This is a genomic window from Bacillus cereus group sp. RP43, assembly GCF_040459645.1.
In the GTDB taxonomy this organism is placed as follows: Bacteria; Bacillota; Bacilli; order Bacillales; family Bacillaceae_G; genus Bacillus_A; species Bacillus_A mycoides_C.
On record NZ_JARVHQ010000001.1, the window covers coordinates 3620916 to 3632453 of the forward strand.

Genomic DNA, 11538 nt, shown 5'->3' on the forward strand with positions numbered 1-11538 from the left:
AATAAGTGTGGGGGGATGAACAATCCCCCACACTTATTAAAGTTTCACTTTATAAGAAAATGTCAAAAGAAAGAGGAGCTTTTCTTATATTTCGAAAAGCTCCTCTTTTTTTAATGTGAAGAAGCATCACTAATACCATGACCAGTATTAGATTTCACAAGAATTTCATCAAACTTCGCTGCATCTTCTTTCTTACTAGAGAAAACAGTTCCTAAATATGCTGCAAGGAATCCAAGCGGAATAGAAACAATTCCAGGTGTCGTATATGGGAATATCGCCTCTCCAACAAATATAGCTTTCCCTACCACAGGATTCCAAACGTTTGGACTTAACGCAACAAGAACAATGGCTGATACAAGACCAACGATCATTCCACAAATTGCCCCCGTTGTATTAAAACGTTTCCAATATATTGTAAATAATATAACTGGCAAATTTGCACTCGCTGCAACTGCAAATGCTAGTGATACTAAAAATGCTACGTTTAATGTTTGAGCAAATAAAGCAAGTATAATAGATACTATCGCTACTCCAATAGACGCATAACGAGCCATTGACACTTGCTCTTTTTCCGTTGATTTTCCTTTTCGAATAATCTCGTTATAAAAATCATGAGCAAATGCGGAAGCCGCTGTTAATACAAGGCCTGCTACTACAGCTAAAATTGTTGCAAAAGCAATCGCAGATACGAATGCGAATAAGAAATCTCCACCTAATGCTTTAGCTAATAAAGGTGCAGCCATATTGCCGGCTGGATTTGCTTTAATAATTGCCTCATTCCCTACAAACGCCGCCGCACCAAATCCTAAGAAAATCGTCATAATATAAAATGCTCCAATTAACCACGTAGCGTACACAACTGATTGACGTGCAGTTTTTGCATCACGTACTGTGAAAAAGCGGACAAGAATATGTGGTAATCCAGCGGTACCAAGAACTAGTCCTAAATTTAAAGAAAGTGTATCAAGACCATCTTTATACTTTACTCCTGGATTTAAAAACGACTCTTTCAATGGAGTAGCTGTTTTCATTTGAGCGAACATTTCTGTCACACTAAAATTAAATTTTGCGAAAACGATAACAGAAATAATAAATGTACCAGCCATAAGTAGTACAGCCTTTACAATTTGTACCCAACTTGTAGCTGTCATACCACCAAAAATAACGTACACAGTCATAAGTGTACCAACGATTAAAACCGATGTCGTATATTCAATTCCTAATAATAATTTAATAAGTGCACCCGCACCAACTAATTGTGCAATCATATAAAAAATCGAAATCGTCATCGTATTAAGCGCTGCAATACCGCGAACCTTTTTCGCATCAAAACGCGCCGCAATCATGTCAGCTAACGTATACTTCCCTAAATTTCTAAGCGGTTCTGCAACTAGGTATAATACAACTAAGTAAGCAACTAAGAAACCGATACTATAAAAGAACCCATCAAATCCAGTTAACGCTATCGCTCCAGCGATACCAAGAAATGACGCAGCAGACATATAATCCCCAGCAATGGCCAGACCATTTTGCCAACCAGTTAGTCCCCCGCCAGCCGTATAAAACTCACTCGCATTTTTCGTTTTTTTCGATGCGAAATACGTTATAACAAGTGTACCAAGGACGATAATTAAAAATAGTGCAAAAGCGGTTGTATTCAAAGTCATCCCCTCCCTTGTTGCATATCTTGCAGAATTTTTTGCGAGATTTCATCAAAGGATTCTGCTTTTTTGCTATAAATCATACACAATGCCCATGTCATTATAAATTGTGCAAAAGCAAATACCCACGCCCATGTAACATCACCAAATACCGGTGTATTAAGCACCTTTGAATACGATGTTAAAACAGGTAATGTAATAAAAAAACTTAAAAAGAAAATACTCATCGGAATGATAAACTTCTTTTTCGTATTTAATAACAATTGAAACTCTTCAGACTGAACAACTTCTGTATAATTCACCTCATTTTGTAACTTACGTGCTGACGTATCATCTCGTTTCATTCTCTGGTCCCCTCTCTTACTTGAAATGCACTTCCCCCTTGTATACCCAAAGACTAAATTTTATAAATATTCAGAAACTTATTTTCATTTTAGACAATCCGTACATTCCTGCAAAGATTTTTCGATAGACATTTTTCGGCATTTTCCCCTAAGTTTTTAATATACTTTTTCACCATAAAATTCGAGTACTTCAATCCACACCAATCGGGATAAAAAAAGTAGTGCTTATCGCACCACTTCTGTCTTTTTCTCTTTTTCTAAATTACGAGCTGTTTGGCTTAATTCAACTTCTTTTCCATCTTTAAGCGTTCCAAATATAAAATCGAATACTGGATTTGAAACACCAAACCAAAACTTTTCATTTTTATAATGGTGTAATATGTGCTGTTTTTTTAGCCATCTTCCAATCTTAGTGAAGGGACGAATCGGCTTATGTGCAATATAATGTTTCCATTCATAAACGAGGAGCATTATAATCATTCCGACTCCAAATGAAAGTGTAACAGTAACACTTTTTGTAATACCATATGATATAAGTAAATATATAGTGAAACTAGGTATACTAAACCATACAGGCAAAAATAAAAGTTTCAAATCATCCGGATATACGTGATGATCATAATGTAATCTTCTTAACATTTTTAATAAAAATGCATTTTTAGGCGGCTTTAAATGGAATAAAAAACGATGTGTCATATACTCGTTAAACGTATAAAAAACAATACCAAACAGACACGCTAACATACCGATCCATGTGAAAAATTGCATTTTTAAAATAATGATAAAAATTAATAGAACACTATACATAATAACAATATCATGTTGCAAAAAGAACTCCTTTACCACTCTCTTCATCTTTCTTCCCCCTTTTCAAAAAAAACAGCCGTAACATATCGTTACGACTATTTCTTTTCTATTTTATTCTTATTCTATTCACTTTACAAATTTGCCTGCTGTTCTATTGTAGAGAAAAAAGTGTTCGGACCAAATATATTTTGCTTCGGGATAATGTGTTCTACTGCAAACACTGTTACTTCACCCCTTTGTACTTCTCCAATAATAAGCCCAAATATTTCATGATTTACCGCAAACGTTGGTTGTTTCGTTTGCAGCAACCTTGCTGCATTTTTAAATACCGCTTCATATAATGGGTTCCTGTCAGTAATTTCTTTTCGGATTTTTGGTGCTAATGTGATGATAATTTCTTTTCCGTCAATAGTGGTTCGATACATAAAAATCTCCCCTTCAATCTTATGTGAACAACTGTAAAGCTTTGTATGCAAAATGGATAGAATATCCTACTAAAATAATACCTGCTCCGGCTGTAATATAGCCAAGTGCTTTTGGTTTTAATAAAGTTCTTCCAAAATGTACAGAAAAAGCAATATTTAAGTTCCACAAAATAATACCAATAATAATGCAAAGACTGTACAAAAAAGCTTCTTGTTTCGTTACCTTTGTAAGCAATGAGCTAAGTGTACTTCCGTATATGCCAAACCAAAAAACGAGATTTAATGGGTTGGATATCGCAATTAAAAATCCCGCCATAAAGGATTGTTTAAGTCCACCTACCTCTTCTTTGTTATATTCCATATTCGAGTGGGAGATTCCTTGTTTTACACTTTGAAATCCTAAATAAAATAACAGGAAAAACCCAGTGCAGTACATAAAAGCTTGTACATATGTATACATAAACACAGAAGATAAACCAAAATAAATAAGAAGCATAAACAAAATATCAGCAGTCATTCCTCCGATTCCAACAATCCACGCATGCCAAAATCCACGTTCAATTCCACGTTTTAACATTTCAATATTAATTGGACCTACAGGCGCAGCTAATGAAATACCTAATACTATTTGTTGTATAATTGCTCCAAACATCGCTCTATCCTTTCTACTTCTTTTACTATTAAGTAATGATGCAAATATAGAAAATAGACTAGCTTTCATAAAAATTATTCACTAATACAATACCCTTTTTTATCCAAAATATGCAAAAGAGCCATCCAGTTGATGGCTCTTATTTCTCTACTCTATGATGAAAAGGACATTTAGCTTTAATCGGCTCAATATCATCCCCTATGAAATATTGTTTCCATTCACGATGATTAGGATCGCCATAGTGACTAATGTTAGGGTGCTTCGGCAACTGATCCCACTTTTCAACTCGTTCACGGACCATTTGTCTTGAATACGACCCTTTAGGACGATCTCCTTCTAACCCATCGAAAATAGTTCGTGGCTGGAATCCAATAACGAGAGAATTTCCTAAATGCCTAGTCTTTCGCTGTTTATAAGCCGGTGCATTTCCAAACGCAAATATCGGTTCACCACCAAATGAAAATTCCCATAAATAATGATCTGGATCTGTTGGAATTTGTTGCGGCCATGTTTGATCATCGTTTTCATGTAAATATTGTAGTACTTTCCAAAAATAATCTCGATAATATTCGATTGATTTTTCTTCACATTCCGGTTCCACAAAAAGAAAAAATCCTCTTCTTACAACCGGCCGCTCTCTCATTAACTCTAAAAAAGATAACATTGTATTGGGTAAATGCCCCCAATCATTATGAGAGAGAAATGAATAACGAAGTTCATTCTTTTTCAAAGCTGTTAAACCGAAATAACACGGAAAAGTTGGTTCTAACACGACACTCGAAAAATTTTGAAATTCTTTTGCAACCCAATTCGGTATGTCGGCTCTATTTTTCATCCCTTCATTATCTAATAAATAAGACTCATCCATTCTTTCACCTCATCATGTACAGCATTCACTTAAGAATATTACATACTCGGCTTGTCCTATACCTTTTTAAAAATTCGAGGAAAAATTATTTAAAAATACAAAATTTTAAAAGCGCTTACTTGACTAAATTCTACCAATTCGTGTATATTTAAATTAATCATTTGGCAGAATATTCGAGAATATAGCATTTTTTATTTATATTATTTTAATGAATTTCACTAAATGAAAAAAGGAATCGTTTTTAGGAGGAATTGTGACATGCAAGGAAAAGTAAAATGGTTTAACAATGAAAAAGGTTTTGGATTTATCGAAATGGAAGGCTCTGAAGATGTATTCGTACATTTCTCTGCTATTCAAGGCGACGGCTACAAAGCTTTAGAGGAAGGCCAAGAAGTATCTTTCGACATTACTGAAGGAAACCGTGGACCTCAAGCTGCTAACGTAGCAAAACTTTAATCCCACATATGACAGGAGGTTACCTTACTTGGTAACCTCCTTTGTTATTCCTTTGTATATTTCCGTTTTACAGAGCAAAAACTATGTGAAATGCGCAAAATACAAAGGAGGCAATAACAATGGGGTCACATGTAAATGATTTTGAAGAAGTAAAATTCCGTGTAGAAACTGCACAAAAAATGGTAGGTTCTGCAACAATTTCAATGGATCCAGATACATTAGAGCATGCCACTACTGCAGTAGAAGCGGCTCGTTCTCAGCTAGAAATCATGAAATCCGTTGCGACGGATTTAGATGAGCCATTTCTAATGAATGAAGAAAAAAAATTAAGCAAATGCGAGCATCAATTACACGAAGCGAAGCATTAAAAAACATCCAGAGAAAATTCTCTGGATGTTTTTTCATGACAATTGCTCCCCATACTTTTTCAATTTCTCTCCAACCGTACATTGCCGTATACAAAAAGAATGGGCATAGTATTTACTATGATTTTTCCGATTATGTTCCTGCAGGAAACACCCTTCGCAATACGTCTCTAATAAGTCATTTACCTCTGTAATGAGTTGCTTTTTATTCACCTTTGCACCTCTCTATTCGGTTATTTCTTTATGACTGTCAATTACCGTCCCCTCTAATGCTTGCGTTGCTAATTGATGCGCCTCTTTATTTTGTTTTCTAGATATCGGTTCACAAACAAGCTTTAATTTCATTTGCTTCGCTTTTTGTTCAATTTGATCTAAGTAATGATTTAAATGTTCATCATAGCAAGGCCATTCACCAGCTAATTGCTGCAGTACAACTTGAGAATCCCCCCGAAGTGTAACCGGTTCATATTTAATTCCTAATTCCTCGAGTGTATTCATCCCGTATAATAATGCTGCATACTCCGCTTCGTTATTATCATATATGCCTTCTATGTATGCATTGCGACGAATTCGGTAATTTGTATTTCCTTTTTTATAGTATACACATATACCAACCCCAGCTTCTTTCGTCTGTACATCATAACCACCATCAAAATAAACTTGAATTTCTTGAGGATCTTCCTCCACTTGCTTACTCAGTTTTTTCATTTCTTTTAATGACCATTCCGCGTCCATTTCATCGAAAAATAAAAGTTCTTTCACCCTACCTGTTTTCTCAAAATCCTCCGCAAATTGAAGCACTTCTTCTATGTTCATATAATCTGTTGTTAATTCAGTTTGTAAACCACGCTTCGTTTTATACAACCAATGTATTTTATATTTCATACTAGATTCCCCTTTTATAAGACTTCTTATATTTATTTTATTATATTTTATCAAGAGTCCCAGTATTATATACAATTTAATCACAGACAAAAAGAGCCATCCTAAGTAAGGAACGGCTCTTTCAACTATTACATAAATCTTTCAAATTGTACTCGCTTATTAATCCAGTACATTACAGGCATACCAATCGCCATTACAACAAATTCACCGACTGCACATGTTAACCAAGTCAACATAAATGGTAAATCAAATGCAAGATGAAGTTCAATTGCTATCATAAACATTGTAATTGTAAAGATAACTGTATTAAAAATCATACGAGCCCAAACACCTTTAATAAAGCGCATAGAAATAATAGTTGCAAGTAGTGCAAGAATTGATTGCCCTACTCCAAATACTAAATCATAAGCGATCATAGGTGAGAAAAAGAGATTCGTTAAAAATACACCTAGTACAATCCCGTAAATTGCTTTCTTATTGAAGACAACGAGATGATTAAACATCTCTGAAATACGAAACTGTATATTCGTAAAGCCAAATGGCTGAATAAGCATAGAAACAGCAATATATAATGCCGCTAAAATACCATTACCGACTAATGTTCTTATATTCATGACAAAATCTCCTTAGTTTTTTTACGTGGGATGGTTTCGAACCACGTTATTCGTTTTTAAGCAACAAGATTATATTTTACGCAATAGATACCCTTTCGTCAATAGATTCCTATCATTTACTACCTTTTTTCTTTTGGACAACGTATAATAAAACATATGAAAGATTTAGGAGGTTTCACTTCATGACAGCAACAATTCAAAATGAAAAAGTAATCGTTTCCATCTCTGACAAAGGTGCAGAATTACAAAGCGTTCGCTTAAAAGAAGACAACACAGAATATTTATGGCAAGGTGATTCTACTTATTGGGGACGTCGTGCACCAATCTTGTTTCCAATCGTCGGTCGATTAGTAGAAAATACATACTACGTAGACGGTAAACCTTATTCATTAACACAGCATGGTTTTGCCCGTGATCTTTCGTTCTCTGTTAAAGAACAAAGTGAAACAAAAATCACTTATATCGTTACTAGTAATGAAGAGACGTTACAAAAATATCCATATGCATTTGAATTACTCGTTTCTTATGAAGTAGACGAACAAAATATACATGTTACATATGAAGTAAACAATCCTTCTTCAAAAGAGATGTTCTTTTCAATCGGAGCACACCCTGGATTCAACTGTCCTTTATTAGAAGGTGAATCATTTGCAGATTATCATCTATCATTTAACGGGGCTGAACGTTTAGAAACTAGCATATTAGAAGGTCCTTTTCTTTCAAATGAAAAACAACTAATCGCTGAAAATATGAAAGAATTGCCACTTACATATGATTTGTTCAAAAATGACGCGCTTATTTTTGAACATATGAATACGAATGAAATTTCTATTCGTTCACATAAACATAATAAATTTGTAAAAGTAGCATTTGACGGATTCCCATTTGTCGGCGTATGGACACCAGGGGATAACGCACCTTTCTTATGTATTGAACCTTGGTACGGAATCGCTGATGAAATAAATCCAGCAAAAGATTTCAAGGAAAAAAAAGGAATTCGATCTTTACAAGCGAATGAAACATTTACATGTCGTTATAGCATTACAATTGGATAAGTACTCTATCCCCTACTTCTAAAAAAAAATTTTCAAGTAGGGGATAACCTTATAACTGGAGGTTTCTCATTTTGATTGAAGTATATATCGATGGTGCATCAAAAGGAAATCCTGGACCTTCTGGTGCCGGGGTTTTTATTAAAGGGGTACAGCCACCTGTACAATTGTCATTACCACTTGGGACAATGTCCAACCATGAAGCTGAATACCACGCTTTACTAGCAGCATTAAAATATTGCACGGAGCATAATTATAGCATTGTATCTTTTCGTACAGATTCCCAACTTGTTGAGCGGGCTGTTGAAAAAGAATACGCAAAAAATAAAATGTTTGCACCACTTCTAGAAGAAGCACTGCAGTACATAAAAAGTTTCGATCTCTTTTTTATTAAGTGGATTCCAAGTAGTCAAAATAAAGTAGCGGATGAATTAGCTAGAAAAGCTATCTTACAAAATTAACGGGGGTATGAGTGTGAAAAAAGAGTGGATTGCTCCTCTCGCTTTATTGTTTGTCTCTTTTATTTGGGGAGCTACGTTTGTTGTTGTTCAAAATGCTATGTCTTTTGTCGGGCCATTTACGTTTAATGGCATTCGTTTTTTATTCGCCGGAATTATTTTATTATTCGTTCAAATGATTTTCTCACAAAAAACTTCAAAACAGAATATAAAACAGAGTAGTCTCGCTGGATTGATTGTTGGATTCTTTTTATGTGTTGGCTATGTATTACAAACATTCGGTTTACTTTATACAACCTCTTCAAAAGCTGGTTTCTTAACAGGACTTAGTATCGTTATGGTACCCATTTTGTCTTTTATCTTTTTAAAACAAAAAGCTACCATTTTTATCGTAATGGGCATTGCTGTGGCAACAGCAGGTTTATACTTATTAACGGCTGGTGATTCTTTTCAATTAAACATTGGAGATATACTCGTTCTCGGTTGCGCTGTCGCTTTCGCTGCCCATATTCTTGTTAACGGTTTCTTTTCTAAGAAAATATCACCTTTATTACTAAGCACCTCTCAAGTATTAGCTGTCGGTATATTTTCTTCTATTTGCGCTTTTTTGTTTGAAGATTGGGAAAAATTATTTTCAGTGTCACTATGGACGAATCAGTCCTTTTTATTCGCTCTCTTTCTAACTTCCCTGTTTGCGACATCAATTGCTTTTTTCATTCAAACATCTGCACAAAAACACACTTCTCCAACAAGAGTAGCAATTATTTTCGCAATGGAGCCCGTTTTTGCTGCATTAACAGGCGTTCTAGTTGCAAACGAACAACTTTCTATTTCTGCCATTATCGGGTGTCTATGTATATTCCTAGGCATGGTTTTTGTTGAACTGCCTTCAAAGACAAAAAAAGAAGCGCGGGCTGCGTGAAGTTACGCTTGTAACTTCCGCATAAAAGCCTTAGCGCTTTTTTTATCTTTAATATCTTCTTCTTTCAATCGCTCTAACAAAGCAACAAAATAACTACCATCAAACTGTAATTGATGTTTAATCGTCGCTTCTATTGCTGCGTTCACAATTCCATCAGATGCGCCAGTATATCCTTGTCCGAACATGATAAACCCTTGCGCTTCCTCTGATAACTTAAATCCTTTCGTATGTAAGAATGAAAGATAATCTTCTACTGTCTGCATGATATTCCCACCTACTCAAAAATTCTCCACTTCCTATCATACATGTTTTTACACCCTAAGAGAATGAAATTTCTTTGACAACTTTGTAAATCCATTGTCTACTCCGCTAAAAATAAAGGATTTCCTTATAATATGAAGAAACTTGTAAAGTGGAAATAATTTTGTATTAAAGGGGAGTCATAATGAAACAAGCTCTATTAATTATTGATGCTCAACAAGAACTAATTGATGGAAATGAACAAGAAAATGAAGTGTTCCGTAAAACCGAGCTATTAGCTACACTAAATACAGCTGTACAGAAAGCAATTGATTCAAATGCCCTTATTGTTTTCGTAAGAGATACTGATGTTGCTTCTGGTAGCGGCGTGGGCTTTGAAGTACATAATCAAATTCAAGTACCTCAGTCTGCAATCCTTATTAATAAAGCAGCAACAAATTCATTCTATGGCACTTCTTTACTTGAACTTTTAAAAGAAGAGAAGATTAATCATCTCGTTATAGGTGGATGTAAAACAGAACATTGTATTGACACCGCTGTTAGAACAGCAACGGTACAAGGGTTTGATGTTACGTTAATTAAAAATGGTCATTCAACAACTGACTCTAACGTATTGGCCGCAGAGCAAATTATCGAACACCATAATAAAACTTTACACGGTCATTATAATGTTGATCATTTTTCTATGGTGAGAGATATCGAGGAAGATCTCTTTCAACCAACTCATGACCAATATCGTGATTAGGTTTAATCATAAAAAAAGAATCCTTTACTTTATAAGGATTCTTTTTTTATCCAAAAATTTGTGCTGCAATGCTATATAGTTCACTATTCCTTTTTAATAATTGACCACTATTTTTCACCATTATTGGTGGTGTATTCACCTTCTGAAAACCACCAATCTCTAATTCTTTCATAAAGGCTTCCTTTCCTTCTGGCACATCAATTCTTAATTTACCATTATGCTCTCTTGCTAAATGATGAACAATTCGCATTGCCATTTCATCATTTTTAGCAACGACTGGTCCTATTATTTTATTTTGTGACGTTTGTATACTTATACCGTATCCTAATACATTTTGTTGTGCATCCTTTATAACAATACATTGTTCACTTTGTATCATTCGATACTTTAAAAACTCTTCTCTATTTGTTCCAAATGCATCTTTATCTATTTGTATTATTTCTTCTAAATCACGTTCTTCATAATTTACAATATACTCTTCATTTCCTACACAATGATAATTCGCATTATATGAGTTACATATGTATTTAGAAACATAACTAACGGCCCTGAATCCTAGTTTTTCATATAAAACTTTTCCCTCATCCGTAGCAATAAGCATAATGGGGCGGTGAGTTGATACGCTTTTAACGCATGAATCCGTTATTATCTTTCCAATCCCTTTCCCCTTATAATCCGGATGTACAATTACCATTCCAATAGATGCTAACGCCTCTCCGTATAATATAATTGCCGCACTAGCAATAAGCTCCTTTCTCTCATTCCACACACCGTATACAATACCTGAGTCGAAAATCGTCTCAATTTCTTCTGTATTATAATCCCATCCAATATAAGAAGATAACGCAACAATATCCCCTATTTTTTCTTTTCTAAGACGCTCCACTCTAATTTCCAATTCACTCATTCTCCATCTCCTTATCTAGACATTTAAATCATTCTTACCAAATCAACTTTTACATGTTTCCCTTTCTATGTCACACACATATCCTATTTTGACCAAGACTATATTGTAAATGAGGT

At 34.6% G+C, this 11538-nt stretch carries 17 protein-coding genes and 1 riboswitch; of the genes, 6 read left to right on the top strand and 11 right to left on the bottom strand.

Going from position 1 to position 11538, the window contains the following annotated elements:
• Positions 1 to 110: 110 nt before the first annotated feature.
• From QCI75_RS18865 to QCI75_RS18890, 6 genes are all read right to left on the bottom strand, one after another.
• Entirely contained in the window at positions 111 to 1661 is a 1551-nt protein-coding gene (locus QCI75_RS18865) for a solute symporter family protein (RefSeq protein ID WP_199675418.1), read from the bottom strand.
• Positions 1662 to 1663: 2 nt separating this feature from the next.
• Positions 1664 to 2005, bottom strand: a complete 342-nt coding sequence (locus QCI75_RS18870) for a DUF485 domain-containing protein (protein ID WP_144504749.1) — start codon at positions 2003 to 2005, stop codon at positions 1664 to 1666.
• Positions 2006 to 2230: 225 nt separating this feature from the next.
• Complete coding sequence (locus QCI75_RS18875; protein WP_353761016.1) at positions 2231 to 2860, bottom strand: sterol desaturase family protein; 630 nt, start codon at positions 2858 to 2860, stop codon at positions 2231 to 2233.
• 83 nt (positions 2861 to 2943) lie between these two features.
• Positions 2944 to 3237, bottom strand: coding sequence for a hypothetical protein (locus QCI75_RS18880; protein WP_000286371.1), 294 nt, complete (start codon positions 3235 to 3237; stop codon positions 2944 to 2946).
• Positions 3238 to 3256: 19 nt separating this feature from the next.
• Positions 3257 to 3889 (bottom strand): LysE family transporter, encoded by a 633-nt coding sequence (locus tag QCI75_RS18885; protein WP_000466555.1) that lies wholly within the window; start codon positions 3887 to 3889, stop codon positions 3257 to 3259.
• 139 nt (positions 3890 to 4028) lie between these two features.
• A complete protein-coding gene (locus tag QCI75_RS18890; RefSeq protein ID WP_144504751.1) occupies positions 4029 to 4757 on the bottom strand; it encodes a YqcI/YcgG family protein in 729 nt (242 codons plus the stop codon).
• Between the two features lie 258 nt (positions 4758 to 5015).
• Here QCI75_RS18890 and cspB point away from each other — a divergent pair, with 258 nt between their 5' ends.
• Both cspB and QCI75_RS18900 read left to right on the top strand, forming a co-directional pair.
• On the top strand, positions 5016 to 5213 hold the full coding sequence (gene cspB, locus QCI75_RS18895) for a cold shock-like protein CspB (RefSeq protein WP_070141579.1): 198 nt from the start codon (positions 5016 to 5018) through the stop codon (positions 5211 to 5213).
• A 119-nt stretch (positions 5214 to 5332) separates the two neighbouring features.
• On the top strand, positions 5333 to 5581 hold the full coding sequence (locus QCI75_RS18900; RefSeq protein WP_002117839.1) for a DUF2564 family protein: 249 nt from the start codon (positions 5333 to 5335) through the stop codon (positions 5579 to 5581).
• A 33-nt stretch (positions 5582 to 5614) separates the two neighbouring features.
• On the opposite strand, the gene QCI75_RS18905 is transcribed toward QCI75_RS18900, so the two are convergent.
• The 3 genes from QCI75_RS18905 to QCI75_RS18915 all read right to left on the bottom strand — a co-directional run bounded on the left by QCI75_RS18905 (position 5615) and on the right by QCI75_RS18915 (position 7077).
• Positions 5615 to 5791 carry a zinc-finger domain-containing protein gene (locus QCI75_RS18905; RefSeq protein ID WP_033718852.1) on the bottom strand — a complete coding sequence of 59 codons (177 nt, stop codon included), beginning with the start codon at positions 5789 to 5791 and terminating at the stop codon, positions 5615 to 5617.
• 12 nt (positions 5792 to 5803) lie between these two features.
• Positions 5804 to 6463 (bottom strand): ribonuclease H family protein, encoded by a 660-nt coding sequence (locus QCI75_RS18910; RefSeq protein ID WP_000875540.1) that lies wholly within the window; start codon positions 6461 to 6463, stop codon positions 5804 to 5806.
• 128 nt (positions 6464 to 6591) lie between these two features.
• Positions 6592 to 7077 (bottom strand): QueT transporter family protein, encoded by a 486-nt coding sequence (locus QCI75_RS18915; RefSeq protein WP_144504755.1) that lies wholly within the window; start codon positions 7075 to 7077, stop codon positions 6592 to 6594.
• A gap of 6 nt (positions 7078 to 7083) precedes the next feature.
• Positions 7084 to 7128, bottom strand: a riboswitch (PreQ1 riboswitch).
• Positions 7129 to 7259: 131 nt separating this feature from the next.
• On the opposite strand from QCI75_RS18915, the gene QCI75_RS18920 reads away from it, so the two are divergent.
• The 3 genes from QCI75_RS18920 (at position 7260) to QCI75_RS18930 (ending at position 9509) form a co-directional block, all read left to right on the top strand.
• Entirely contained in the window at positions 7260 to 8132 is an 873-nt protein-coding gene (locus tag QCI75_RS18920) for an aldose 1-epimerase family protein (protein ID WP_353761017.1), read from the top strand.
• Between the two features lie 71 nt (positions 8133 to 8203).
• Positions 8204 to 8590, top strand: a complete 387-nt coding sequence (locus QCI75_RS18925) for a reverse transcriptase-like protein (RefSeq protein WP_353761018.1) — start codon at positions 8204 to 8206, stop codon at positions 8588 to 8590.
• Between the two features lie 13 nt (positions 8591 to 8603).
• Positions 8604 to 9509 (top strand): DMT family transporter, encoded by a 906-nt coding sequence (locus tag QCI75_RS18930; RefSeq protein WP_144504761.1) that lies wholly within the window; start codon positions 8604 to 8606, stop codon positions 9507 to 9509.
• 2 nt (positions 9510 to 9511) lie between these two features.
• Here the strand turns inward: QCI75_RS18930 and QCI75_RS18935 are convergent, their stop codons facing one another.
• Complete coding sequence (locus tag QCI75_RS18935; protein WP_002149252.1) at positions 9512 to 9772, bottom strand: DUF6123 family protein; 261 nt, start codon at positions 9770 to 9772, stop codon at positions 9512 to 9514.
• A 182-nt stretch (positions 9773 to 9954) separates the two neighbouring features.
• On the opposite strand from QCI75_RS18935, the gene QCI75_RS18940 reads away from it, so the two are divergent.
• Entirely contained in the window at positions 9955 to 10515 is a 561-nt protein-coding gene (locus tag QCI75_RS18940; protein WP_144504763.1) for a cysteine hydrolase family protein, read from the top strand.
• A 46-nt stretch (positions 10516 to 10561) separates the two neighbouring features.
• Here the strand turns inward: QCI75_RS18940 and QCI75_RS18945 are convergent, their stop codons facing one another.
• On the bottom strand, positions 10562 to 11422 hold the full coding sequence (locus QCI75_RS18945; RefSeq protein ID WP_144504765.1) for a GNAT family N-acetyltransferase: 861 nt from the start codon (positions 11420 to 11422) through the stop codon (positions 10562 to 10564).
• Positions 11423 to 11538: the final 116 nt, after the last annotated feature.

Coding starts and splice junctions, on each gene's coding strand:
- QCI75_RS18870 (WP_144504749.1), bottom strand. CDS start 2,005: ATGAAACGAGATGATACGTCAGCACGTAAGTTACAAAATGAGGTGAAT.
- QCI75_RS18875 (WP_353761016.1), bottom strand. CDS start 2,860: ATGAAGAGAGTGGTAAAGGAGTTCTTTTTGCAACATGATATTGTTATT.
- QCI75_RS18880 (WP_000286371.1), bottom strand. CDS start 3,237: ATGTATCGAACCACTATTGACGGAAAAGAAATTATCATCACATTAGCA.
- QCI75_RS18885 (WP_000466555.1), bottom strand. CDS start 3,889: ATGTTTGGAGCAATTATACAACAAATAGTATTAGGTATTTCATTAGCT.
- QCI75_RS18890 (WP_144504751.1), bottom strand. CDS start 4,757: ATGGATGAGTCTTATTTATTAGATAATGAAGGGATGAAAAATAGAGCC.
- cspB (WP_070141579.1), top strand. CDS start 5,016: ATGCAAGGAAAAGTAAAATGGTTTAACAATGAAAAAGGTTTTGGATTT.
- QCI75_RS18900 (WP_002117839.1), top strand. CDS start 5,333: ATGGGGTCACATGTAAATGATTTTGAAGAAGTAAAATTCCGTGTAGAA.
- QCI75_RS18910 (WP_000875540.1), bottom strand. CDS start 6,463: ATGAAATATAAAATACATTGGTTGTATAAAACGAAGCGTGGTTTACAA.
- QCI75_RS18915 (WP_144504755.1), bottom strand. CDS start 7,077: ATGAATATAAGAACATTAGTCGGTAATGGTATTTTAGCGGCATTATAT.
- QCI75_RS18920 (WP_353761017.1), top strand. CDS start 7,260: ATGACAGCAACAATTCAAAATGAAAAAGTAATCGTTTCCATCTCTGAC.
- QCI75_RS18935 (WP_002149252.1), bottom strand. CDS start 9,772: ATGCAGACAGTAGAAGATTATCTTTCATTCTTACATACGAAAGGATTT.
- QCI75_RS18940 (WP_144504763.1), top strand. CDS start 9,955: ATGAAACAAGCTCTATTAATTATTGATGCTCAACAAGAACTAATTGAT.
- QCI75_RS18945 (WP_144504765.1), bottom strand. CDS start 11,422: ATGAGTGAATTGGAAATTAGAGTGGAGCGTCTTAGAAAAGAAAAAATA.